The sequence below is a fragment of the Leptospira adleri genome, from assembly GCF_002811985.1.
Taxonomy (GTDB): domain Bacteria; phylum Spirochaetota; class Leptospiria; order Leptospirales; family Leptospiraceae; genus Leptospira; species Leptospira adleri.
The window spans coordinates 65386-91301 of the sequence record NZ_NPDU01000005.1 but is presented as its reverse complement, the minus strand read 5'-3'; the positions used below and the strand labels follow the sequence as shown (position 1 = coordinate 91301).

The following is a 25916-nucleotide window of genomic DNA, read 5'->3' as shown; positions in this document are numbered from 1 at the left end:
GTTTTTCTAATATTCAGGAACTTGCACGTCTACGAAAAGGACGTGTCCGTCGGGCAGTCTTTTGCTGTAAGTGATCAATAAAATGCTATAACTGATGTCGTAATAGGGATTGCTGATGATCCATTCCGCGCGGGTGTCTTTCATCGATTTATAGAATTGTTCGAGGAAATACGGTCTCCAACTCCAGTTTCTTCCGATAAAGGAATCGTCCGTGTCCATGGAAACTTCCCCGATTCTCATATAATTGGGAGAAACCTGACTTCCCGTTAGGTTTGTGACGTAGATTCTAAAAACAAAATCGCTCAGTACGCCCGGGTTTTGAATCTGAACTCCGTGAAGATTCCCGTCCTCGTGAACAGTAATTCCCGAAAGATTCAGTTTTTCCTCCAGCTCGTTCTCTCGTTTGATCTGCTTCATCAATTGATATCTTTTATAATTGAAAAATAGTTCGTGCAACGTGGCGAACCGCAATTTTAATTCTTCTTGTCCGATCATATCGGGAAGAGCCTCAGCAAAGTAGAATCCCTGTAAAAAACGGGCGCTGTATGTGAGGGATTGGAAGAGTTCCTTTTCGTTTTCGATTCCTTCAAAAAGAAGGGAACATCCGAGCGATTCGGAAAGTCTTGAGATCGTAAAAAGAATTTCCTGAAAATTTCTGGATGTAACGGAATTTCTGAGCATCTGTAGATCGACCTTCAAAATGTCCGGATGAAAAATTCCGATTCGATCGAGATTGGAAGAACGAGAACCAAGGTCGTCGATCGCGACGAGGAAACCTTCCTTTTTGTAACGAGAAATCAAAGGTCTAAGACTTTCTAAACTTCCGTCAAAGTGTTCCTCGACGATTTCGATGACGATCTTAGAAGGATCGAGTCCGAGTTCTTTCACGAGACGTATCGTATAAGAATCGGCAGCCTCCTCTTCGATATGGTCCCTCATATACGCGGGAGAAATATTTAAAAAGAGTTTTGCGTCCGGAAAAAGATGCTGATTTTTGAGGAGATGAAGGATCGCCTTCTTACGAAGATCCCGATCCACTTCCCTTTTGAGATTGTAGATTTCTTTTCTTTCTTGCGGATCCAAAACTCCTGTCTCCGCGTCCAAAAAAAACGGGCCGAGAGAATGAACATTTCCGGATTGATCCCTAAACCTTCCCAAAGTTTCATATCCGAAGATAGAATCTCTTTCTACGGAAAGGATCGGTTGAAAATAAGGAATGATTTCCCCGGACTGGAACCAAAGATCCCATTCTGCTTTCGTTTTAGGAAGCGTGCCCAGCGGCCTGATCATTCAGTTACAAGTTTTTCGGATCGATCATTCCTTCAAGGAAATTCCTGGCCGTCCAGAAAAACATGAGTATCGATAGGATGTTTTCCCGATTCCGTTTCAGAGAAGGAAGTGTAACTTTGAAGCGCATTTTGTATTTCACATTCAGCATTCTGCTGATTTTATTCGGCTTGATTTCCACTTATCAGATGCGATGGATTTCGGATGACGCATTCATTTCTTTACGTTATGCGAAGAACCTCGCGGACGGAAAAGGAATGGTGTTTAACGTGGGAGAAAGAGTCGAAGGTTATACGAATTTTTTATGGACCATACTCTTAACCCCCGCGCATTTCACCGAAGCGATAAATCCTATTTTCGTATCTTACTTCTTGGGGATCCTTTCCTTTTTCGGCGTTTGTATCTATTTATTACTATGGAACCGAAGGAATTCAGCCTCTTCTTTCCGGCTTCCGTTTGCTCTTTCTTGTTTTGTTTTTTTACATCACAACCGCGTCTTTGCTACGGGAGGACTCGAAACTTCCTTACACGGTTTCTTGTTGCTCGCAGCCGCCTATCACCTGACCTCGGAATGGCGAGTAACGTATTATAATCGGATAGTCGGAATCCTTTTCTCCTCCCTTTCCTGTCTCGATCGACCGGACGGACTTTTGTTTCACGGACTCGCGGGAATTTACATCGGCTTGATTTTTCATAAGGAAAATCCGGATTTTTCTCTGAAAACTTTGTTCCGAGAAAAGGTTTTTCTATTTCCCTCGTTCCTTTACACGGCTCCCGTTTTTTTCTATATTTGGAAATTAGAATATTATGGAAATCTGTTGCCCAATACGTTCTATGCGAAGTCGGGCGGAAGTTCCTATCTCGGGCAAGGATTTTTATATTTATTTCTCTTTTTAAAAATGTATTACGCTTTGATCCCGATCCTCGGGTTCTCCGTATTCTTATTCTACCGAAAACTTCGGAGCTTTTTGCGGCTAAAGGAAGGATCGAAAGACTTCGACTGGATTCTTCTTTTTGTTTTTCCGTTTTTGTACGCGGGCTATTATACATGGATCGGCGGGGATTTTATGTTCGCGCGGTTTTATCTCCCGATTCTTCCACTCCTGTTTGTATGGGTAGAATCCGGGCTTTCGCTTAAAATTTCTAAGCGCGCTTTTTGGAATCGATTCCGTACGATCGCGGTTTATTTCATCCCGATTCTGATCCTCCTTCGCTGGGACGTCTACAAGGGCTCGACTCTTCCGATCTTGCACGACATCGCCGACGAAAATCAAATCTACAAAAGGGAAACCACGGAGAAACTGAAAACAAAATTAACGCCTTGGAGAAAACATTTCGAGTCTTCTCAGGCAAGAGTCGCGTTTGCAGGTTCGGAATGTATTTTTATCTACTATCTCAATCCGGTCTTAGCGATCGAAACCGAGGCGGGACTAACGGATCCTACGATCGCGCGGTTAACGTCTCAAACGAGAGGAAGAATCGGACATGAAAAAACGGCTCCGATCGATTACCTAAAAAAAAGAAAGATACAAATTTTACTTTTTACCGATCCCGAAAATCAAACAAACGAGTACGACGCCCTCCAAATCGCGGACCTCGGCGCGACCTGGAAAATTCTCAGCTACTCGCCGGAGACGATGGAGGAATTAAAAAAAATTCCTTTCTTCACGTTCGTTGACTTCGAAAAATATTTGGATCTCTATCGAAATAAATACGTATCTCTTCCGCCAATTCTCAGAAAAGAAAAGTTCCGCGAATTTGATGAGTACTACTTCGCAAATTCGAAGGATAAAAATAGACAAGTTTGGTATCGGAAGAATTTGTGATTTTCGCACGACTTTCGAGTCTTTTATCCGGGAGAATCTTGATTGCTAAAAACAGGGAGAGAAGATAGCCTGCATATATCTTCTTTTCATCGATCGTACAAAAACTTAAATGAGCCGGTTTCTCAATTTAAAAATTTTACCCATTCTTCTCCTTTGTTTTTGTTTCGGCTTTTTATTTTTTTTCGATCCTTCCAATCCGGCGCTTTCAAGAGACACGCTCGTCTTCACACTTTTCGTCTGGGTCGTTTGTTTTGTAATCGCTAAGAAGAAAAAATTAAACCGAATTCATCCTTTCTTTTTATTGGCCTGTCTTTTTCTAATCGGAATATCGACGATCAACGGAATCAACCGCGCTCCCGTCGTTTACTTTCCTCAAAAGTTAAATCTTAAACTTCTCTACGTCGCCGCGTTTTCGTTTTCTATTTTTCTTTTTTTGAAAAACGTTTCTCCGATTTTTCTTTTTATTCACACGGTTGCGTTCGCTTCTTCTCCTCCGCTCTTTTCCAGCATCAAATCGATTCCGGTCTTGATCTTTGTGCTCGCTTCTTTTTTATATTTGCTTCCGAAAAGATTCCGATTTCAAAAATTCCACGGGCTCCTGATTCTCTTTTTTCTTTCCGTCTTAACTTCCTCAATCCTATCGTATAAGTCGCAGGCCGGCTTTTTACAACTTTCTCTTTTGCTTTCCGGAATCGGGATTTTTTTTCTAATTTCTTCCTACCCGAACAGGGGAATCAAAAAAGGCCTTCTCTTAATTCTTTCTTTTGATCTTCTCTTAAATACCGTAAATCTTTTCTCCGCGGTTCACACAGTCTGGCCGTTTTCGATTTGGGAACCTCCTTTGTTTTTGACTTACGTAGGCTTTCCGGTTTCTGCGATTGCGGTGATCTCCGCATTCACCGCAATTGTCGTTTTATATACAGCCTTCCAATTTCCAATCTACTCGATACTTCTGCTCCCGGGAGGAATTCTCGCGATCTATCTAACGTTTCTCAACCATTCCAGGGCCAGTATGTTGGCTTTTTTCGCTGCGGGAGCGTGCCTTCTTGTTTTCCGCTTAGGTAAAAAAACTTCCATTTGGAAAATGATCGCTCTTGCTGTTTTAGGATTTGTTTTCATCGGATCCGGAATCTTTTTCTTATCGGGAAAAGAATCGATCACTCAGTATCTCAATCCTGAAACTCTCTGGATCCGATTCTCTCTTTGGTCCTTCCATTTTCAATCGGTTGTGCGGAACTCTCCCGTTTTCGGCTTAGGTCCGGAAGCAGACTCCCTCCTCGCCCATCTTCCCAATATTCAACCCGGCACGATCGGCTATGAAGACTTTTATCTTTTTTTGCACTCCTTCCGCTCCTATCCGCAGGCTCACAACCTCTACGTGGAAACCTTTACCAGCTTTGGAATCGTCGGCTCCGTCCTTTTTCTCTCGATCGCATCCTATCTCGTTTATCTTTCCCTCATGATGATCCGGTCCAAAGGAGTGGAAAATTCAAATTTAGGAATATTCCTTTCTTCTGTTCTTATCTTTATAGCATTTCACGAATTTTTCGATTTTAACATAGGGGAACAACACTTTCTCGTTCCGATCGCGCTTTCCCTTTCTTTACTGCAGATTCGATTCGGTTTCAAAACCCGTGTGATACAAACCGAAAAGCCTCTTTTTCAGAGTTCCTTTTATTCTTTCCTGCTGATCTTAAGCGTTTTTTGTTTTCAATTGATCTGGGAACAAAGACTGAGAAACGTGATCCTCGCCTCCCTTCAAAACGAAATAGAACTTGATAATTTTCTAATATACAAAGAGAAGAATATTTCGGAAAATCGAAAAAAAGTGTCCTACCCTATCGACGAAGTCGCGAGGAACGAAAAATGGATCCGCTCGGAGGAAACTCTTGTATTAGCGTCCCTGATTCTCAGGAGAAAAAAGGAATACGAGGATCTCGCCATTTCGTTGCTTTCCAGATGTATTCGCCAAAATCCGTATTCATCGGCGTGCAGAAGGGAAAAGGCGGAAGTCCTTAGAAGAACGGATCCGAATTCCGATATCAAAAAAGAACTCGAGGACGCAAAAAAAACGGATCCATTTCATATCATCATTACGGAATAAACCCAAGATGCTAAATCGCCTGACACATCCTTACGCTAGATACGGTTTTTATCTGATCGTTTTCGTTTTTTTGATTTTCAATCGTTCTCAATTGGATCGGGTTTTCCCTTTTATTTCCAGTGATTCCGAAATCAAATACTATCAAACAATCGCGTTTGCTCAGAATGGGGCGGAAGCGGTCTCCAAATCGGAATGCTCCTATCCCGGTAAAATTTTAGATCCCGCGTTCCGTTTTTTTCCGTTCGATTATCCTTGGGCTTTTTTAAAAAACAGCACAAAGGGAAATTGTCTATTCCAATACCCTCCTCTGTTCGCGTTGATCAACGGACTTCCCGCTTATCTTTTCGGTCCGAAAATCATCACCTTTCTTCCGCTCCTTTGTCTGCTAGGATGTATGATCGTCTTCGATCGGATGCTTTCTTTGTTCATAAAGCAGAATTGGATTCTTTTGATCGGAACGCTGATTCCCTTTTCACTCAGCTTTCCCGTTCTTTCTTCGGAAGAATTTTCCGAGGTTCCCTTGAACAACCTCCTTCTTCTTTCTTTTGCTTTTTTCGTAATCAGTTCCGTATTTGCGGATTTTACCGAATCAGAGAACGATAAAACAGATTCGTATTTTAGAATATTCTCATTCGCCTCCGGGCTCGTCGCAGTGACTGCATTTTTTCTAAGAACGGAATCCGCGTTCCCGATCCTTTTATTCGGGGTCCTTTCCTTTTTTCAGAAGGAGACCAGAAACGGATTAAAAAAATATCTATTGTTTGCAACGTTAGGCGCCGTTCTCGGTTTCGCAATTATCGGCTCTTTGAACTTTGTCTACTCCGGCCATCCGATGGGAATTCGATTTCTCGTAAGTTCAGGAGACGCGATGAGCCAGTTTTCGATCGCAAAACAAATCTCCATCTTTCAAGGTTATCTTTTCGGGGACGAAAGCAAAACCGGATTCTTAAAAGCCGCTCCTTATACGGTTTTGATACTCGGAGTTCTTTCTAACCTGATCCGCAAAAAGAAACTTTCCGGCGAATCCCTGCTCGGACTCGTCGGACTTGGAACCGTATTCTCCATTTCGTTTTTAAGTCCTTACACTGCGGGCGTTCATCACTTCGGTTTAAGATATTTAGAATCCGGATATCTGTTTCTCTCGGCCGGAATCTTTATCTTTCTTTATCGCAGAAGTTTGGAATTTCCAAAGGCGGGAATTATCCTCGTTCTTCTAGCCGCTTCGAGCCTTTACTATAACTACAAGTTCACGAGAGAAGGATTTAAGATTCTTTTCGGAGCGATCAGTCCTTACAACGAGATTCAAAGCGAGTTTCAAAAAAGAAAGATTGTAGTTCACAAAGGACAATTTACGAATTATCTGATCGGCTACTCCTATCTAACCGCGATCCATCTTTCGGTAACCGAGCCCAAGGAAGCCTTGGATCTGGAAGAAATTTTAAAAAAACAGAATATTCAATCGTATTCGATTCTAGAATACGATCTATATCCGCCGAGAGATCCGAATCTTCCGGAAAAACAATACAAAGAAAAGATCGCGGTGCGTTTTCCGGACCCAAATCGATTCTACAGTTTAAAAGATGAAAAGAAAATTTTGGATTTTACCTTAAAAACGTATTCGCTACGATAAGAATTTTAACTTTTCTTTTTCCATTTTGGCTTTCGTTCCTTCCGGATTTTTACAATGATTTTTACGCGCACTTACTTTTGTGGAAGTACGGATTCTTCCTTTTAAATTTTTCAGTTCCATTTTTTGATTGGCGAGAGTTCGAAATTTGAATCTTAGATAAAACCATCACTGCGCGTTGCAAAGATAAAAGTTTTCATCTGTTTGGAAAGAGAAAGCGTCGCGATATTTCTTGACGAACGTTAGGAACCAAAAAAAAAACCGCAGCGCGTTTCTGGTTAACTTTCCCTTGCCACCGCCTGACCCGTAAGTGTATTCCAATTTTAAAAAAAGAATGTCGTAACTACGGCATCCTTTCCGTAAAAGTCGCGCGCTCCGCCCTGCATAGCGACCCATTGGGAGCTACGCGCCGAGTTTCTTGGGTGGAGGGGTGATGAGCGACGCATAGGGAGCGAATCATTGAGTTTCGGTGACGGGAAAAACTTCTGTGACTTTGCTCTATCAGAAAATCATACTTTTTGCAAGTAGACAGTCACCAATGTAGGAGCTCCTACAGACATTCCCTTTTGGATCCTAAATAGTTTTTCAGTTTAGGGTAAGGATTTGGACTCCCTACGGAGTCCTCTCGTTATGTTCTTTTTAGAAGATGGGCGGTGATAGTTTGTCCGATGAGATTTAGTATTTGAACGCTTAAGAAACTGATCATCAAAATTTCCCTTTCGAGATCCAAAACTTGAAAAGAATTTCTCCACCAGCGAAAAACGATAAAACCGAACAACAGAACGACAAACAAGATCATTCTCGCGGAATACCAAAACAAAAGATCTTCCGAAAGATGATTCAATTTAGAATAAAGACTCAGCTCCGAGGTCTTCCGTGCGGCCAAAAACAAACCGATCGCCCAAACGGTTTGCCCGAGAGTAGCGATCAACAGAGAAACTGTTAAGGAATGGATTCCGAAAATATGAAACGGACCGATGGCGATAATTCCGGTAGAATATCCAAGAATCGTGATCGCCCAACCCGTAAAAAAAAGCGCAAAACCGGAATAGTAAAACAGCTGCTGGGAATGAATGAGAATCTGTAAAAGGTGTCTCATTCCGTCTCTCCAAGTTCTGAGGTGCGGAATTCTTCCCGCCACATCCGGATACAAACTGATCGGAACGTGCGAAAGTTTGACTCCGCTTCTTAAAGCCTTAACGAGCATTTCGGACGCGAATTCCATTCCGGTACTTTCGATCTCCCATTCCAGATATTTCTTTTTTAGAAAACAACGAAATCCAGAATTCGCGTCCTGAACACGGTTTCCTTTTTTTGAATATAAGAGATTGATAATCCAATTGATCACTGGAGTTCCGAGATATCGATGCAGAAAAGGCATCGCACCTTTATGAATTGTTCCGCTCAAACGGGATCCGATCACGAACTCGGCTCCCTTTTCCATCTCCGCGAGAAGCGCCGGCGATTCCAGGAAGTCGTATGTATTGTCGGCGTCCGCAAAAAGAACGATCTCGCCGGTCGCGTTCGTAATTCCGAAGTTCAACGCAGCGCCGTAACCGCGTTCTTTGCAGTTTACGACTCTCGCTCCGAATTTTTTCGCGATCGCAATCGACTTATCTTCGCTTCCATTGTCGGAAACAAGAATTTCAACGTTGTATTGTTTTAGATCTTTCTTTAGTTTTACAAGCTTCTCTAAAACGAGAGGGAGCGTTTTTTCTTCGTTCAAACACGGGATGACGTAGGTAATATTTTTTTTCTTCATAGTTTAAGATTCCGGATTTTTATTTACGGATTACGATGACTCTCATTCCGTAAAACAACTGATCTTTTCGATCGAATTCTTCTTTTGAAAACAGAGCGTCTATTTCCTTCGAGTCAAGATATTTCCAGGAAGTTTCCAAAATCACAAGATTCTTCCTTTTAGCGTCTTTGATAAAAAGTTCAGCCTCTTCTTTGCTGTAGATTTTCGGGGCGATCCCCGAGATGCGCGCCGTCTTTAGAAAATATTCCATATTATAGGAATGGGAAGAACAGAGTAACGTATATTCTTCCGGGTGATCCTTGATCTCCGATAGAATATATTGCGAACTTTCTCTCCACTGTTCCTTATACGGTTTATAATAATGACGGGTGAAGTTATAGAGAGAAACCAACGAGATGATGATAAGAATGGTCTCCAACCGTTTCCCTTTGTAGATCGGAAAAAGCGAAAATCCTGTCGCGATCAGAAAATACAACGTCGGCGCCGTCACCAAAAGATTTCTCGCCGTAATCAAGGGTTGAATCGAGGAAAGAATTCCGAGGACGATCGAAAATATCAAAAGCACCAAGCTCAAAAGAATTACGGATTTCTTATGTTCCGATCCAAAATCCGACGATTGCGGCCCGCCTTCTTTTTTGCGGAAATAAAGGGAGGCAAACCCTATGAATAATGCCGCAGAAGCGACGATGCCCGGTATGAACTTTTTGAAAATTCCGGAATGAAAGATCAAATCAAAGAAGACGATAAAGGCGGTCAATCCGGCTTCCGGGATCCAGGATGCAATTCCGATCTTATCCGAGTTGAAAAGGAGATACAGTGCGGGAAGGAACAATACTGCAAATCCGGCTCCCAATAAGAATTCCGATTTTGGAAATTCTTTTGTATAGATCCAAGACGTAACGAACATTCCTAAGAAGACCGAAGCTGACCAGATAAATCCGAAAAAATGCGTGTAGGAAGCGAGAAGAGAAACAGCCAAAACCGTTAAGTAAATTTTGGTTCCACGTTCTTGTTCGGTTTCGTAGACGGAGCGAAGTACGTAAGCGAGCTGTATCGTACAAAACAAAACGAGAAGACTGTACGATCTCAGTTCTTGCGAATAATAGATAAGTCCGGTGGAAAGCGCGAGTAACGCGGAAACGGAAACCTTGATTCTTCCGTTCAGATTTCCCGGAGCGAATCTGTAAAACGCAAGCGGAACCAAAAGACCGGCGATCGCGCTGAGCAACCTTCCGAAAAACACGGTCGGAGAAAAGGTCTGAAACCAAAAAAATAAAAGAGTTTGATAGAGAGGCGGATGCGGATCGTTTTTCATCCAATCCCAGAGTGCGGTCAGGGAAGATTCGGAGGACGCGCGAATCGAAAAGAGTTCGTCTTCCCAGGGACTCTGAAGATCCAAACGAAAAAGACGAAAGAAGGCGCCTAACGCGAATACAAAAAGAAAAACTCTGAGATCCGAATTTCGTTTTAGCTCGCCGAGATACGCCTTCACACGACTCATCCGATCACCAGATTCCCATAATTCTTCTGTAGAGATCGGTTTCGAGAATTCCTTTCGGATCGTATTTTTTCTTTAACGCGTGAAAGGTTTCCAGATTCTTTTTCGGAAACGCCCTTTGAACGATTTCCGGACGAAGCGTGCTGTCCTTCGCGAAATAAAACCTTCCTCCGAATTTCAGAACGATTTCGTCTAACTCACCCGCGAGTTCCCAGAGTTTTTTTCTGTTCCCGGAAGTCACGGGAAAGTCCATCGCCATCGAATATCCGTCCAATGCGTGTGTGAGTAAAAACGGATCGGGTCTGTGTTTTTTAAACACGGCGAGCCATGTGATGATTCCTCTTTTTTGACAGATTTTAAGAATTTCGGAAAACGCGTCGACCGCGTTCTCTTTCGGAATAAAACTCTGATATTGGATCATCGAGCCGGGCTTGTACATAAACTTCCAATTCGGAACGTAATCCAAAAGAAAGGCGTATTCTGCGTGCCCCTGCATATAAGGTTTGTTGTTTGTGAGATAACCGGAAATAAATTTCGCAAAATTTACGAGACGCATTCCCAAATTATTTGAAAACGGAAGCATAAAGACCCACATCCAGGACTTGGGTATGATTCCCAAAAACGTGCTCGGTAGATTCTGATTTTCTAATTTACAGTTCTCCGGAAAATCGGGATCTTCCCCTTTTTTTAAATGAACCGCTTTGTGGATCTGCCCTCTTCCGAGAGAATCTCCGGATGCAAAGGCGTCCACCCAACCCACGAGATAGTCCGAATTCTTATATTCCCTTTCGAAATAGTCGTACATTTCCTGGAGATTTTTGCTGACCACGGGCCATACTTTCATCTTTCCAGCGTAGATATGTTTCAACTGAATCGTTACGGTTAAAAACGCGCCGAGCATTCCGAAACCGGAAATGGCTCCGAAAAATAGATCCTGATTCTTCTTTCGAGAACAGGTGAGAACTTTTCCGTCCGGAGTCATGAAGGTGAACTCTTGAACGTGATCTCCGATCGGTCCCACTGCGAAATTGTTCTTCCCGTGGATGTTCATCGAAAGAGCGCCGCCTAACGTGGGAAACATGGTTCCGCTGACTACGGGAGGCCAATATCCTTTTTCGATTCCGAATTCCCAGAGCTGTTTGATCGTAACTCCGGATTCCGCTTTTAGAATTCCGGTCTTTGCGTTGAATTCCAAAATTCGATTGAATTTAGAGATATCGATGACGACTCCCTTCGTGTTGGTCGCCGCGTCTCCGTAACTGCAACCGCCTCCGCGAAAGGTGAGTTTTAGTTTCTTTTGCTCCGCGTAAGCGAAGAGATTTTTAAAGTCCTCTTCTTTTTCCGGAAAAACGACCGGTGAAATCGAATGGTGATTCATTCCCCATGCTGAAACCTTCGTCGCTTCGGGAAGAAAAATATCTACGTTAGACTTCTTTGCCTTTGCGCTTTTTACCGTTGCGGTTTTGGAAGATGCCGACTTCTTTTTCGGAGAAGATTTGCCTGCGGTTGCCATAGTGTTTTACCCTTTCGATCGATTCAGGTTTAGATAGAAAGACGTTTGAAGATAAAGGAAGGAATCATCCGGATGATAAGCCCCACGAGTCCCCAACGGGCAGGAACGTAGATACATTCCTTTCCGCCGTCGGCCGCCTTGAGAATGATCGTTGCCGCTTCCTTCGCGGAGATCAGCCAAAAAAGTCCTTTCAATCCTTGAGTCATCGCGGTGTCGATAAAACCGGGTTTTACGGTAAGCACTTGGATTCCTAAAACTCCGAGGCGATTTCGAAGCGCTTCGAGATAAGTATTCATTCCTGCCTTCGAAGTGTTGTAAACGGGGTTTCCTCTTCTGCCTCGGTCTCCCGCGATCGAAGAAATTCCGACGATCTTTCCGCTCTTTTGATTTTGAAAGTAGAACGCGGCGGGATTCAACCAAGCCACACAACCGAGAAGATTTGTGTTCAACATCTCGATATCTTTCGCAGTATCGAATTCTTCCGGTTTGATATCGTACATGATTCCGGATGCGTAGTAGATCTCGTCGAGTCCCTTCATGGATTTCACCGCTTTTTGAAACGCGGAATCCACTTGATCGAAATCGGTAACGTCCTGTTTGATAATAAAGGCTTTTGTTTCCTTGGATGTGTTGAATGGGGCGGCGATGGATTTCAATTCCTTATCGCGACGGGCGACCAGAGTCACCGTATGTCCTTGTTCCAAAAGAAGAAGTGAGAGTTCTTTTCCGATTCCGCTCGATGCACCGACGACGATGATTTTTTTTGCCATATTCATCCGTTTTACGGGAAGAAACGGAACTGACAAGTATGATTTAGCGTGGGAACTCCTAACTCCAAAGGAAGTCGGGATGCTTTTTTCGAAACTCTTCCGATCGGATCCAAAGATTCGTGTCCGGTTCCCGAATTTCGGAGGGAGTCCAATACTTTTTATAATCCATATCCGGATGTCCCGGAAGAAAATAACCGAGGTGGTAGAATTTCATTCCTAATTTTTGCGCGTGAAGGATGGAACAAAGAATCGCAAAACTTCCCAGACTTCGGTTCGGATAATCCGGATCGTAAACCGAATAGACCGCGGAAAGAGAATCACCCGCCGTGTCCAAGATCATAAAGCCTACGATTCTTTCGTTTAACCAAAGGGTCATCTCCAAAGAATTTTCTGGAGTTCCGAAAAGATTCCAACGCATTCCTTCCAAAAGTTCCTGATCCGATTCTTCGCTTACGAAATTTTCATAGCGGGATCTTTGATAACGAAGATAGAGAATTTCCTTTTCGGTCGTGAGTTCGGGCGGAGCGAAACGAATTCTTATATCGGAATTCGTTTTCAAAAGCCTTCTGCGGTTGCGGCTCGGAACAAAAAGATCCAAGGGAATTCGATAACTCAGACAATCCTGACAACCGTTGCAAGCGGCTCGGTAGAGAATATTTCCCGTTCGACGAAAACCGGAATCGAAAAAAAACTGAAGAGCCTCTTTGGCGATCTCTCCTTGAAACGGAAGATATTGAATCTGGCTCAAACGATCCGGATAATAAGAGCAATTTCTTTCCGGGCTGATCGGAAGAGAATCCACGAGGTCTTGGAGTTTTTGTCGGATCATCTTTGGAAGAGAATGCCGCGACCGACGGGATGCGTAAAGTTTTTTAGGGAAAACTCGACGAAAGACGCGGTTGTTTTCAACATGGCAAAGAAACTCAATCTCGTGCAAGGATCAAAAAACTCGGAAATGCACAGTCTTTTTATGAACTTCGAAATCAAAAAACGCGGACTTCGTATCGCTCTATTTTTCACGCTCGCAAGTCTTGCGTCCTTTCTTCTGGGAAACGCGGTCTTACAATTGATTCTTCTCGGACTCGGGATTCTTCTTTTTGGATTTACGTTTCTTATGCCGGAAGCGACGTATTCTTTTACGAGCTGGGGATTGGAATTCATTCTGAATTTCCTGAGCGCCTTTGTAAAAGGAGGGCTTCTGTTGTTCTACATTCTTATTTGGAAACCGATTTTATTCGTGACGGATTTCCTTCGCGGAGATAAGAATTCTTGATCCGGATTTTTTGCGACGGAGCCTCCAAAGGAAACCCGGGACCTGCGTCGATCGGGGTCGCCGGACTTCTCGGAGACAAAGAAGAATTCACCATTTCCGAAAAAATCGGAGAAGCCACAAACAACGTCGCGGAATGGTCCGCTCTCAAACGAGGTCTCGAAGAATGTATTCGAAGAAAGTTTGATTCCGTTCATGCGTTTATGGATTCCGAACTCGTAGTCCGACAAGTGAGCGGAAGATACAAGGTAAAACATCCCAATCTTTTGGAATACAAAAAGGAAGTGGACAAACTCGTTTCCACGCTGCAATCTTTCCAGATCACCCATGTTCCCCGTGAAAAAAACGCACTCGCCGACCGTCTCGCCAACGAAGCCTTTACGAAATAAAACGAATTCCTGGAACAGGGACGGATTTCCGTCTTTGGGAAGAATCTGGATTTTATTCTTCGCAGTCGGATTCTTTTTGGAATGTGGGAACTCCCTCAGAAACAAACTTCTTTCTCTGCAAAAGGAGGAAAAGTTCGAGGAGATGCTCCTCCTTTGTCTTTCCGAAAAGGAAACTTCGGAAACCAAGGAACTCTGCGAGTTCGCGACCGAAAAGACCGCACTCGGGATCGACAGAATTCTTTCCGAAAAAACGGAGCTCCCCTTTAGCCAGATCACCGTCGATCCGGAATGGAAACAAAAGATCGATCGGATTCTGGAAAACAACGCCACGCTTCGAGATCGATACGGAAATCTCTGGAAAAAAATGATTCAAAATGACTGAGTTGGATCCTTCCGTTTTGATCGGGAAGATCCCCGAACCGTTTCGCTCCGACATCCGTTCCCTCACAAAGACGATCCTGGACGCAGGCGGGGAATGTTACGTGGTCGGCGGCTCCGTCCGGGATCTGGTTCTCAACAGAGAACCGGATGAATTCGATCTCACGACTTCTCTTCTGCCGGAACGGATTCTTTCCCTTTTCAAAAGAACGGTTCCCACAGGACTCAAACACGGAACGGTCACGGTCTTGTTTCACGATCGAGCCTACGAGGTCACCACCTTTCGAAAAGACGCGGACTACGTGGACGGAAGAAGACCCGAGAGCGTGGAATTCGGAGTTTCTCTGAGCGAGGATCTAAAACGCAGGGACTTTACGATGAACGCGCTCGCTCTCGACTTGGAAAGAAAGATTCTGATCGACGAACACGAAGGAGTAAAAGACATACAAAACCAAATCATAAGAACGATCGGAGATCCCATCGGAAGATTCACCGAAGACGGACTCAGACCGATCCGAGCGCTTCGTTTTGTGAGCAGCCTCGGATTCTCCTTGGATCCTCACACCGCGGAAGCGATCCGAGCTTGCAGAAATATCACGGCTAAGGTTTCCCGGGAACGAGTCCACGACGAACTCAATAAAACTCTCAAAAGTGCGGATCCGTTTCCCTCGCTCCAACTTTTCAAAAAATTTGAAATCTTAGAATTGTTCACGAACGTCGTCCTCTATCCAAAGGAGAACGAACCGGCGGCGGAAAAAATGAAGGAGATTCCTTCGTTTCCTTTGAGTCTTCGTCTGACGTTTCTCCACGCGTGGCTGTTCGGTTCGTTTGCCGTAGGAAGTCATTCCAAACAATTCCTAAAGGATCTGCGTTACTCCAATCACAACACAAAGGATTCCCTTTTCTTTGCGGGGATTCTCCAGGAAATTCTTCGTTGGAAGGATAGAAACGAAATCAGCGATGGCGAGATCCGAAAAATTCTTCTCCATCCGACCTGCGTCCACGCGACCCGGGAGAATTTTTTGGTAGTCCTTGAACACATCCTCAAACTTTGCCACGTTTACGAGCCTTCCCTCCGGTCGATCCTGGATCCTTCCCGAATCCTGAACTTGGCGAAGGGATCTCCGGCGCTTCTTGTAACCGAACTCGCAGTTCGGGGAGAAGATATTCTCAAACACAGACCGGCGCTTCCTCCGAAGGAAATCGGCCCGATTCTTTCCCAGCTTCTGTCTTATGTCTTGGAAAATCCCTCCGAGAATCAAAAAGAAATTCTTCTCCAAAGAATTCCACTTTGACCCGTTCTTGATTCTGCCTTTTTTTTAAGCATTTGTCCCAATAAAAAGTCCCGTTATTCATTCTTGTCTCAAACTCTAAGCACAATAACCCTTTAGATCTAAAGAATTCTGCACTTTTTTCAGCTAAATTCCCTTTTTTAAACGCTGGCACGCATCTTGCATATAAAGGGCATAGGAGATTTAGGAGAATGATGAGAATAAAAACATTAAGCCTCGTCGCTTCTGTCCTCTGCCTCGTAGGAACTTCCCAAGTCTTTGCCCAGACTGCGAAGAAGCCTGCAGCGGAAGCGGCAGTAGCGCCCGCGCCGGCCAAAGCGGCCGAGCCGGAAGATAAGAAATGGTATGATCAGGTTGAGTTTTCCGGGTTTGCAGATGTATATTATATGTACAATCTTAACCCGAAACAAGGAAGCGACATCGATGCTACCCGTGCTTTTGAAACCAGCAACAAGAACTTTGCGGTTAACGCCGTGGCTCTTACGATCCAGAAAGCCGCTGAAAAGAGTTCTCCTTGGGGTTTTAGAATCGACTTCCAAAACGGTCAAAACAACGCGTTTCAGGAAGCTCCGTATTCTCAGAGCAACAGCATCTACAACTACAATATGCTGAAACAAGCATACGTTAGCATGTATTTCCCGGTTCTCAAAGGAATGACATTGGACGTAGGAAAGATGGCTACGCATATCGGTTACGAGGTTCTCGAATCTATGAGCAACCCGAACTACTCGATAGGCGCGATCTTCCAAAATACGATCCCCTTCATTCACACCGGTGCTCGGTTAACAACGCAGTTTACTGATAAATGGGCTGGAACCTTTTATATCTACAACAGCGGAGCTGGTACCGGTTATAACTCCCCTGCGAATGTGACGACCGCTCCATTGAACGTTATCACAGATCCGACTTACAGCGGTAGCGCTGCCGGAAAGAGTTACTTCGTGGAAGGCCAGTCTGAAAGAAAGGCGGTCGGAACTCAGATCAAAGGTCAGTTGATCGAAGACAAACTCTCCATTACCTGGAACACATTGTATTCCAGCGACGGAGCCGCTTCTCGTGTCGATCCTCTGAAAGCAGCTCTTGCGACCGAATTAGCTAACAACGGAGATCCAAACCTCGGAAAATACAACGTAGCTAATCCTCACAGAGCAAAATACAACAAGGACTATTGGTTCATGAACCACGCGATTCTTTCCATCACTCCGACGGACAGAATTACGATCGACTTAGACTATACTTGGAGTGAAAAATCCGGAGCACTGGCGAACGGCGGCTTGGATCAAAGAAAGTATAACGTAGATGCGAACGGTGCAGAGGTTTTCAACAAAGACACTCTTTTCTGGGGTTTGAACAACAAGCGTGATATCAAGACTACTTATAAGGCTTACGGTATCTGGGCGAAGTTCAAAATCAACGAGGCTTGGGGTGTGAACGTCCGTGCCGAGTACATCGACGATAAACACAACAACGGTGCTTTGACAACCTTCAACCCTTTCATGGGAGCGAACACTTACCTGAGCGATTACAAAAAAGCGACCGACGCCGCGATTGCAGACGCAGTCGTAGCGGCTTTGGCGGCGAACCCGGTAACCGGCGCTTATGGAATCACTCAAGCTCAAGTTCTGGAAGCAATGAGCGACGATTACAAGAACTACGGCGGAACGAGAAACGCGGGACAGTATAAAACTTTTACTGTGACTCCCGTTTGGAACTTCACCGAAAACCTGTTAATCAAACTCGATATGCGTAGAGACTGGGCGACCGGTAAACAATTCGTAAACCAAAGCGGTGAGAAATCCGATCACCAATACGGTTTTACCTTAGGTGTTGTTGCGAAGTTCTAATACTTTGAACCAACATCCTTAGTTAGAAAGTATCGAAAGGCGCTTCTTCACGGAGCGCCTTTTTTTAAAAGAGAAAGCATTATGAAATTCAGAGATATCTTGCAAAAATCAAAAACTTCCTGGGAAGAATTCTATTCCAAAGCAGGGACATCGGCGGGAAAACAAATTCAAAAAAAAGAAATGGATTCACCCTCGCCCTTCGCCAAAGAAAGTCTTTTGACCGAGCAGCAACTTTTATACATATCGGAATATTATCTCGCACTTAGATAAAGAACCCGGCTCCGCAAAGAAGTCGGTTCCTTCCGACCTCGAATTGCTTTCCTTCGACCCATCCAAAAAAAAATCGTATCAATCGGTCGTCTTTTAGCCTCAAGGCTTAGAATATTTTAGACGTCCTTCTTTAGAGAATTTTCAAATATTACACTGATCCTAAGAATGGGGGCAGGTAAAAACCTCGAATCGCTTTTTAATGATTACAAGGGAAGAGTCGGCTTTATAGTCCGCGTTCATTCTTTCTATCGCTCGAATCCGAAGAACGAAATTTTCTTTTTTTAGAATGCCGTTATATTCGATAGAATCTTAAAAACATCTAAATTAGAATTTTCGAATTTATTTTTTTGATCGTATTGTTCAATCGAAGAAAATTTCAAAGGACTTCAACCTTCTTCATTCAAGTAGGGGATGAATTTTCAAAATTCGGATCGTATTTTTAGAAAACGAGAAGGAAACTTCGGGAACCAATCGAAACCGATTCCCGAAGTCGGGTTTATTTCTTTTTCGATTTACTCGAAGTGTTCGTCTTTCCCTTCTTATCCTTGGAAGGAACACCTTTCTTTCTGCCGTTGCCTTTGGGCAAGGTCAATTCTTCTTCCTCGTATTCTTCCATCGTATATTGATCCAAATAGGTATAAGGTTCCAGAGGTTCGCTTGTTTTCTTCGAAGTTCCGTAGGTTTTTCTTTCTCCCACCAAGATCAGGTAGAGAGAAGGCAATACGGTCAAAACCAAAAGAAGCGCGGAGAACAAACCTCCTACGATCACGGTTGCCAAAGGCCTTTGCACATCGGATCCGACCCCGGAAGCGAGCGTTGCCGGAATCAAACCGAGAAGAGCCAAAAGCATCGTCATGAGCATGGGTCTAAGCTGAATTACCGCGGCCTTTTTCACGGCTTCGCGGACACTGAGGTCGTCGTCTTCGCTCAGGATATGATTGGTCCTGGAGACAAAAAGGACGCCCGACATCGTCGCAATTCCGAAGAGGGAAATAAATCCCACACCTCCGGAAACGTTGAAATAGTATCCTCGAAGCAATAACGCATAAATGCCTCCCACAAGAGAAAGAGGCAGACAGGCCAATGCAACATACACATACTTAAAGTTTTTATAAAGTAGATAGAGAACCGCAAAGATGATCGCAATCGTCACCGGAATCACCATCATCAAACGAGTTCCGACTCGGGAAAGATTTTCATACTGCCCTCCGTAACGAATCTCGTATCCTTCGGGAAGTTTTATCTTCTGTTTGACTCGTTTTTGCAATTCGGCGACAAAACCGCCCTGGTCTCTTCCGCGAATGTTCGTACGGACGGTCACGGTTCTTCTTCCTTCCTGTCGAAAGATCATAGTAGGTCCCTCTTCCAAGGTAACTTGCGCAAGTTCGGATAGAGGAATCCGTTCTCCCTTCGGAGAAATGATCGGCATATTTTCGATCGCCCTCTGCGAGGTTCGATAATCTTTCGAAAAACGCACCACGATTCCAAAACGCGCCGGAGTTTTTGGCGGAATATCGGAAGGACCTTCATAGAGGGTGTCGATTCTCTGCATCCCGATCGCCGCTTCGACCATCTGTTGGATATCGCTCACGTTGATTCCAAAACGCGCCGCCGCTTCCCGATCGATCCGAATCGTCAACTGAGAGCTGTCCGCTTCCTGTTCGATCCCGAATTCGCTCGCGCCCTTCATTTCTTTTACGATTTCGAGGATCTCCTCTCCGATCTGACGCATCACCTTCAAATCGTTTCCGGACACGAAAACAGCAAGATCCGCGATGGTTCCCATAATCGCCTCGGAAAGGTTGTCCATGATAGGCTGTGAAAAACTCACCCTCGCTCCGGGAAGTCCCGCCTCCAGATCGTTTCTCATTCGGAGCAATAACTCTTGTTTGGTGATCTTTTCCTTCCAGTCGTCGTAGTCTTTTAATCCGACAAGGACTTCCAAACGGTTCGGAGGAAGCGGATCGGTTCCGTCGTCGTTTCTTCCCAACTGAGAAAGGACCACATTGACCTGTTCGTTCTTATAGATCATTTGCCTGATCTTCGGAATGAACTTTCTGGATTCCGGCAAGGAGATTCCCACCGGAAAGAAAATTCTTAGGTTAAAACCGCCCTCGTCCATTTCGGGTAAGAATTCGGTTCCAAGAGAAAGACCTCCGATGACGAGTAACGTTCCCACAACGGAGAAACAAATCGTCACTACCCTCTTCGATCTTTCCACAAGATATTCTATGAGCCTTTCGTATTTTTTCTCCACCCATTCGTAGATCGGGTTGTGCCATTCGATCGGTCCCGGATTTGCGGATTCGAAATAATTTCGATAGATATACGACATCATGACCGGAATCGCAGTCATCGCAAAAATCAAAGCTCCGAGAATCGCAAACGAGATCGTAAAAGCCATCGGTTTAAAAAGACGTCCCTCGATTCTTTCAAATGAAAAGATGGGAAGATACGCAAGGACGATGATCAAAATGGAGAATATAATCTCCGTCCCCACCTCGGAAGCGGCATCCACGGTAAAACGGATGATTCCCTTCGTTTTATCCGAAGGAGAAGCGTCCCGATATCGACGCATGATGTTCTCGACCATGATCACCGCTCCGTCGACGATGATTCCGAAGTCGATTGCGCCTAACGAAAGTAAGCTGGCCGGAATCCCGGTGAGATTCATCATCAAAAACGCGAACAACATCGCAAAAGGAATCGTAGCCACGACGACCATCGACGCTTTTACGCTTCCGATAAAAAAGATCAGAACCAAACTGACGACGACCACACCTTCTACGAGGGTCTTTCCGATGGTGCGTAACGTGTAGTTTACGAGATCGGTTCTGTCATACGTGGTTCTCATCTGAACCCCGTCCGGAAGATAGTTTTCGTTGATCTCTTTGACCCGGGCCCGGATTCTTTCTCCCATGATATTCGGATCGCCCCATCTGCGAATGGCGACCAAACCTTGTACGGAAGAATCCACGTCGATCAAACCTTCCTGATCGTTCTGAACCGTATAACCGAGAACTCCGCTCGGAATCGGATGTGAAATTTCAACCGTTCCCAAGTCTCGTATGAAGACAGGAACCCCGTTCACGGTTTTTACTACGATGTTTTCGATATGTTTCGGATCACGAATCGCGCCCAAAGAACGGATCGGAAAACCCTGTTCCCCCTGTAGGAGAAGGTTCCCTCCCGTGTTCAAGTTATTTTCCTGAATCGCCTTGATCACGTCGTTGATCGTAAGTTTGTAACGAATCAATTTATCCGGAGTCGTGACTACGTGATACTGTTTCGGCAATCCTCCGAAGGTGACTACGTCCGCGATTCCGGGGATCTGCAACATCTTCGGCATGATTACCCAATCCTGGATCGTCCTGAGTTCCATAGGAGTGTGGTTCGCGTTGGATTCCACGACATATCTGAAAATTTCACCCACGGGAGAACTCATAGGTCCTAAGGAGGGTTCCACTTCCGCGGGAATGTCGGCGTCTCTCACCCGCTCGAGAAGTCTCGTTCTTGCGAAATAGTCGTCGGTCCCGTCCTCGAACACGAACTGAAATACGACTAAACCGTTGATCGTCCTAGATCTTCTGACCGCGACCTTAGGGATCGCATTCAAAACCCTTTCTATAGGAATCGTTACGCGCTCTTCCACTTCGACGGCGGCCTTTCCGGGAAACTTTGCGATCAGACGAACCTGAGTGTCGGCTATATCAGAATATGCTTCTTTTCTAATATCGATCCAAGCCCAGGTTCCGAATGCGATAGAAGCGATCGTTGCGGCGAGAGTGGCGACGCGGTAACGAAGTACAACTTCGATAAGATTACGAATCATTCCGAAGACCTCGTATCAAAAAGATAACCGATTTGAATCAAAAGTTGAGGATTCTTATAATCCCCTTTTCCGATCCCGCCGCCGAGCTGGAGGAAAAAATTCCCCAAAAGAAAATCGTAAGTCAAACCCACGTATTGCTGATTCAAATGAACCTTTTGCCGGTCCCGGCTTTCGTGTTCGAGATAGAAAGCCAGCGTGGGATTCTGTTCCGTCACGTAGGAACGGATGATCAAATCCTCGTAAGTAGGATCCCTATGACTGTATCCCGGAAAGGAGGAACCGGAGGGATAAGAATTTTGTCCGCCTCTTCCCACTTCGGGTTGGAACGGATCCACTTCAAATTTTCCGAATACAAGAGAAACGCTATGCGCTACGACGGGGGTTTTCCAAAAGCTATATCCGATATCGATCTGACCGCCCCACCAGTGCGGATTCCATTTTCCTCCGGATGCGCGAAGAACGACATCCTTGTAGTAGTAACCTACGTTAAGGTTGATACTTCCGGGAGAACCGATGCTTGCGCCGTAAACGAGAAAGTTCGTGGAATTCGGAAGGGCTTTTCCGTTGATGGAATTCTCATTCGCGCCTTCTTTTCCGATCCTGGTTTTACCGTCCGGTTCCTCCACCCATTCTGGGGAAGGATCGGACTTAGGATCTTTTTTTTGAGTCTGCCCCAAAAGGGAAACATTCAAAAAAATTGATATTATAATTATACTTAGGAATTTCAAATCTTTCATGTTAGAAACCGAAACTGAGTCCTTTCAGTAGAATGGTTCCTTCCACGACGACCCGATCGCCTTTGGAAAGTCCTTCCACAACCGTGACTCGCTCCTCTCCGGAAGTTCCGAGAATCACTTCTCTTTTGTAAAATTCACGGGGAGATTCCTCCACAAAAACGTAACTTCTGCTTTCCACTGTGATCACCGAAGTGAAAGGAATCACGACAGTATCGCCCTTTCTATCTTCCGGAAAACGAACCGTAGCAAACATCCCGGGTTTCAAAACGTAACCTTCGTTGCGAACCGCGATTCTTACCTTAACCGTCCGAGTCGTAGGATCCACGTTGTCTCCCAATGCCTCTGCGGTTCCGGTCCACGCGATCTCCGGAAAGCTGGAAAATTTGAGTTTTACCTTCTTCCCTTTTTTCAAACTCTGAAGCTGAGATTCAGGAACGTCGCAGATGATCCAAGCGCTCAGAGCGCTCGCGTTTCTGAGTTCGGCGGGATTCAAACCGACGGCGCGAAGTTTTCCTTCGAATTCGGCGAGTTCGGCCGCGTCGTTCTCGGCTTCGGTCTCCGCTTCGATGAGATCTTTTTCGGTGGCGACCCTGTGTTTGAACATGTCCTTGATTCTTTCCAAATTTTTTCGGGAACGATTCAGGCTGTTCTTAGAATGAATATAACCCACGTAGAGATCGTTCAGATCCGCAGACTCGAAAAGAATGATCTTTTCACCTCCGCTCATCGAAGGAGAAGAAGAAGCGATCAAACGCGCGGGCGCTTCCACTTCCACAAATTCCCCTTCCTTACCGATCTGCGCGGTTTTTATGATTTCCAAACCGGGACTGTTCTCTTTGAATTCGATCCATTCTCCTTTATCGTGAACGATCGCCTTACTCGGCGGGTGAATGCTCGGTTTTCCCCGTTTGGAAAGTCCTAAAATTGCGAGTGAAACGACGGCGATAAAAGCCGCGATTCCAAGAATGAATGTGGTTCGTTTCGTAAATGGTAATTTCATGATCAGTCTTCCTTCTTTGGATTCGATACGGGTTCCGATAGTTTCGGAATGAGAATTCCCTGCCCGACCGAGTAGTTGATTCCCTCGATCGCGTCCATACGATCCGTTTGCAGTCTCAGCATTTCTACTACGCTGGAACGATACGTTTCAAAAAAATCGGCGAATTCCAAAATCGTAATATAACGTTTTTCATAACTCAGAATCATATCTTTCGAAAGATCCAAATATTCCTTCGTATAGGTATTTCTGAATTTTCTATAGAGGTTGTCTTTGACCCTGGCGGTCTCGATCGAAACGGCGACCTCGTTTTCCACTTCGAGAAGTGTGTTTTTCAATTCCTGCTTTTTGGAAAGAATGGCCTTTTCGGAAGCCTTGATGTTTCCCTGGTTTCTATCGAAGATGGGAATGTTCAATTGAGCCGTGATCCCCCAATAGTTTTGAAACGCGGTTCCTCCCCGGTTGTACATCGGGCCGAAGGCAAGATCCGGGATTGCGTTCGCGTGTTGTAATTCCAAGTTGGCTTCTTCGTAACGAAGAGCTTGGATCGCTTTTTTGAGATCGGGCCTTTTGTTTCTTGCGAGCTCCAAAAGTTCTTCCCTTTTGAGTTTGGCCGGCTCCAGGAAGTCCAAAAAGTCTTCGTTGATCTGAGGAACGATTTTTACTTCCGTGTTGCGGAGAGAATCGTCGTTTAACAAAACTCTTAAGTCCGCTTCCCTTTCCAAAATTCTAATATTCAAATCTTCTCTTTCTTTTTTGAGAAAGAAATAAAGGGCTTTGAGACGCAGGACTTCGGCTTGAAGAATCGCCCTTCTTTTGTAACCCATTTCCGCGGAAGAAACCGTTCTGCCAAGGGCCTCGAGGCTCTGATCGTAGAATGTGATCGCCTGACGATAGTAGTAGATCGCGTAGAAAAGTTTCCGCAGCTTGGTGACGAGTCCGCGTGCGAGATCGTAGAATTCCTGTTCGCTCATACGAGCGTTCAATTCCGCGACACGAACTCTTTTGCCGATCTTGCCGCCGAGCAAAAACAATTGTTGGATTTGAACTACGGTTTGTCCGGAACGCGTAAAGTCGAAGTATCTTTGAGTCGGTTCCGCAAAGATACTCTGATCGATGAAGATGTTCGGGTTTGCGTAAAGTCCGGCCTGTTCGATTCCCGCTTTGCGCGCGTCGATGTTAAAACGAGAAGCGAGCAAGAGAAGGTTGTTTCTCCAGAGTTTTTCTTCCGCAGTTTTGAGATCCAGACTGAATTCGACCGGAATTCCGTTCGGAGCCTCGGCTTGAATCGGATTTTCCGATTGAGTCGAAGTCATCGGGACTCCGAGTCCGGGTCTTTCTCCGTTCGAAGGAGAAGACGCGGTCTTAGATTCTTCCGGAAGAATGGATTGCATCGAGAGCAGAATTAAGAGCGTGAAAATCTTTTTCATAAGTTTTCCAGTTTTGTATGTTTGCGGATCAAGTTGTACGAATCTCCAAGACCAAATCTGTCTTTATTTAGGCTTTCTCTCCCGATTCAGTGCGGCGCACTAAATTGAGACTTATCATCGGATACAATTCCAACGATAGAATATTCTATTTTTCTAATTAAGCGATCGGGGGAGGAAGATTGAGCAGTAAGGAGGAAAGGAGATAATTGTACTGAGTTTTTGGCGCGAAGAAGTTTCTCTGAAAGAATTCTATCGTCGATTTGGAAAGTTCAAAGAGACCGGAAAAAACGAGGTCTAAAAAATCGTAGCGGCTTCTCAAACGAAGCGCAAATTCCTGAGAATCGATTTCGCACAACAACTGTGCATTCGTTTCCTTATTTTCGATGTGTTTTACGGAAGAGGAATAAACTTCCGATCTTTTGACATCTAGGAATGCGAGGTCAAACGTTCCGTCTTCTTCACAGGGTAATACGATTACCGCAGTGAGAGCCAGAATGAGAAGTCTGCTGAGCCAGTGGACCTGCATTTAAAGTCCACATTTCTTAGGTAGGAGCGCCTCTACAAACGTTTTTCGATTCGAATGCCCAAAAACAGGGCACCGACCGCGTTTTATAGGGTCAAACTAAGCTTAAGGGGCTACGTGTTCGACACGGACGACGGTCCCGTTCCGCAAGAGAACCCGGATTTCAAGGTCCGGCTTGGCGCCCGGTTTGTGACGACTGATGGGTCTTGTGTAAATGAACGCTTCGATACTGTTGGTTCGAAACTGAACCTGATCCGGATTTCCTAAAAATTCTTTCACAAAGATTCGATTTTGACCCTGGAGCGTGTCCTTAATCTCGGAGCGAAGCCGTAAATTCTTCTCGATTTCCGGATCCAGGGCCGGCTCGGCAGCGATTTGATTTTCCACGGCTCCGGTTTCGGGATTGGCCGCTTGTCCGGATCCAAGGAGTTGTTTGAGAACCAGCTTCTCGCATTTTTCCTTATCGCCGAAGGTTTCCATACAATCCGCAAAGATCTGCTTTGCGGATCCTTTCGGCGGAGGAGGAGTAACACAGGAAACCAAGAACCCTGCGCCGACCGACGCGAT

General features: G+C 45.0%; 21 protein-coding genes. 9 read left to right on the top strand and 12 right to left on the bottom strand.

Features of this window, described 5'->3' with window-relative positions:
• Window positions 1-6: 6 nt before the first annotated feature.
• Window positions 7-1290: an EAL domain-containing protein gene (locus CH376_RS03200; protein ID WP_100783907.1), complete on the bottom strand. Its 1284-nt coding sequence runs from the start codon at window positions 1288-1290 to the stop codon at window positions 7-9.
• 77 nt (window positions 1291-1367) lie between these two features.
• Here CH376_RS03200 and CH376_RS03195 point away from each other — a divergent pair, with 77 nt between their 5' ends.
• The 3 genes from CH376_RS03195 to CH376_RS03185 all read left to right on the top strand — a co-directional run bounded on the left by CH376_RS03195 (window position 1368) and on the right by CH376_RS03185 (window position 6847).
• Window positions 1368-3113: a hypothetical protein gene (locus CH376_RS03195; RefSeq protein ID WP_207767158.1), complete on the top strand. Its 1746-nt coding sequence runs from the start codon at window positions 1368-1370 to the stop codon at window positions 3111-3113.
• Between the two features lie 109 nt (window positions 3114-3222).
• Window positions 3223-5217, top strand: coding sequence for an O-antigen ligase family protein (locus CH376_RS03190; protein ID WP_100783908.1), 1995 nt, complete (start codon window positions 3223-3225; stop codon window positions 5215-5217).
• Between the two features lie 7 nt (window positions 5218-5224).
• The gene (locus CH376_RS03185) at window positions 5225-6847 is read left to right on the top strand and encodes an LA_3751/LA_3752 family putative glycosyltransferase (protein ID WP_100783909.1); all 1623 of its coding nucleotides are present in this window, start codon (window positions 5225-5227) and stop codon (window positions 6845-6847) included.
• A gap of 625 nt (window positions 6848-7472) precedes the next feature.
• Here the strand turns inward: CH376_RS03185 and CH376_RS03180 are convergent.
• From CH376_RS03180 to CH376_RS03160, 5 genes are read right to left on the bottom strand one after another with little or no spacing between them, the layout of a single operon-like run.
• Entirely contained in the window at window positions 7473-8606 is a 1134-nt protein-coding gene (locus CH376_RS03180) for a glycosyltransferase family 2 protein (protein WP_100783910.1), read from the bottom strand.
• Between the two features lie 19 nt (window positions 8607-8625).
• Window positions 8626-10107: a glycosyltransferase family 39 protein gene (locus CH376_RS03175; protein ID WP_100783911.1), complete on the bottom strand. Its 1482-nt coding sequence runs from the start codon at window positions 10105-10107 to the stop codon at window positions 8626-8628.
• Between the two features lie 4 nt (window positions 10108-10111).
• The gene (locus CH376_RS03170) at window positions 10112-11617 is read right to left on the bottom strand and encodes an FAD-binding oxidoreductase (protein ID WP_100783912.1); all 1506 of its coding nucleotides are present in this window, start codon (window positions 11615-11617) and stop codon (window positions 10112-10114) included.
• Window positions 11618-11646: 29 nt separating this feature from the next.
• Window positions 11647-12387: an SDR family NAD(P)-dependent oxidoreductase gene (locus CH376_RS03165; RefSeq protein ID WP_100784079.1), complete on the bottom strand. Its 741-nt coding sequence runs from the start codon at window positions 12385-12387 to the stop codon at window positions 11647-11649.
• A gap of 58 nt (window positions 12388-12445) precedes the next feature.
• Window positions 12446-13216 (bottom strand): arginyltransferase, encoded by a 771-nt coding sequence (locus CH376_RS03160; protein WP_100783913.1) that lies wholly within the window; start codon window positions 13214-13216, stop codon window positions 12446-12448.
• 126 nt (window positions 13217-13342) lie between these two features.
• Here CH376_RS03160 and CH376_RS03155 point away from each other — a divergent pair, with 126 nt between their 5' ends.
• The 6 genes from CH376_RS03155 (at window position 13343) to CH376_RS03130 (ending at window position 17830) form a co-directional block, all read left to right on the top strand.
• Window positions 13343-13660: a hypothetical protein gene (locus CH376_RS03155; RefSeq protein WP_100784080.1), complete on the top strand. Its 318-nt coding sequence runs from the start codon at window positions 13343-13345 to the stop codon at window positions 13658-13660.
• Window positions 13657-14046, top strand: a complete 390-nt coding sequence (locus CH376_RS03150; RefSeq protein WP_100783914.1) for a ribonuclease HI family protein — start codon at window positions 13657-13659, stop codon at window positions 14044-14046. The genes CH376_RS03155 and CH376_RS03150 overlap by 4 nt, the downstream gene beginning before the upstream one ends.
• A gap of 34 nt (window positions 14047-14080) precedes the next feature.
• A complete protein-coding gene (locus tag CH376_RS03145) occupies window positions 14081-14428 on the top strand; it encodes a hypothetical protein (protein WP_100783915.1) in 348 nt (115 codons plus the stop codon).
• Window positions 14421-15719, top strand: a complete 1299-nt coding sequence (locus tag CH376_RS03140; protein ID WP_100783916.1) for a CCA tRNA nucleotidyltransferase — start codon at window positions 14421-14423, stop codon at window positions 15717-15719. The genes CH376_RS03145 and CH376_RS03140 overlap by 8 nt, the downstream gene beginning before the upstream one ends.
• 191 nt (window positions 15720-15910) lie before the next feature.
• On the top strand, window positions 15911-17560 hold the full coding sequence (locus tag CH376_RS03135) for an outer membrane beta-barrel protein (RefSeq protein WP_100784081.1): 1650 nt from the start codon (window positions 15911-15913) through the stop codon (window positions 17558-17560).
• Window positions 17561-17641: 81 nt separating this feature from the next.
• Window positions 17642-17830: a hypothetical protein gene (locus CH376_RS03130; RefSeq protein WP_100783917.1), complete on the top strand. Its 189-nt coding sequence runs from the start codon at window positions 17642-17644 to the stop codon at window positions 17828-17830.
• Between the two features lie 496 nt (window positions 17831-18326).
• On the opposite strand, the gene CH376_RS03125 is transcribed toward CH376_RS03130, so the two are convergent.
• The 6 genes from CH376_RS03125 to CH376_RS03100 form a co-directional block, all read right to left on the bottom strand.
• A complete protein-coding gene (locus CH376_RS03125) occupies window positions 18327-21662 on the bottom strand; it encodes an efflux RND transporter permease subunit (protein WP_100783918.1) in 3336 nt (1111 codons plus the stop codon).
• Window positions 21659-22399, bottom strand: a complete 741-nt coding sequence (locus CH376_RS03120; protein WP_100783919.1) for a hypothetical protein — start codon at window positions 22397-22399, stop codon at window positions 21659-21661. The genes CH376_RS03125 and CH376_RS03120 overlap by 4 nt, the downstream gene beginning before the upstream one ends.
• Before the next feature lies 1 nt (window position 22400).
• Window positions 22401-23399, bottom strand: coding sequence for an efflux RND transporter periplasmic adaptor subunit (locus tag CH376_RS03115; RefSeq protein WP_100783920.1), 999 nt, complete (start codon window positions 23397-23399; stop codon window positions 22401-22403).
• 2 nt (window positions 23400-23401) lie between these two features.
• Window positions 23402-24712, bottom strand: a complete 1311-nt coding sequence (locus tag CH376_RS03110; protein ID WP_420843519.1) for a TolC family protein — start codon at window positions 24710-24712, stop codon at window positions 23402-23404.
• Window positions 24713-24983: 271 nt separating this feature from the next.
• Window positions 24984-25352, bottom strand: a complete 369-nt coding sequence (locus tag CH376_RS03105) for a hypothetical protein (RefSeq protein ID WP_100783922.1) — start codon at window positions 25350-25352, stop codon at window positions 24984-24986.
• 102 nt (window positions 25353-25454) lie between these two features.
• Entirely contained in the window at window positions 25455-25916 is a 462-nt protein-coding gene (locus CH376_RS03100; protein WP_420843518.1) for a hypothetical protein, read from the bottom strand.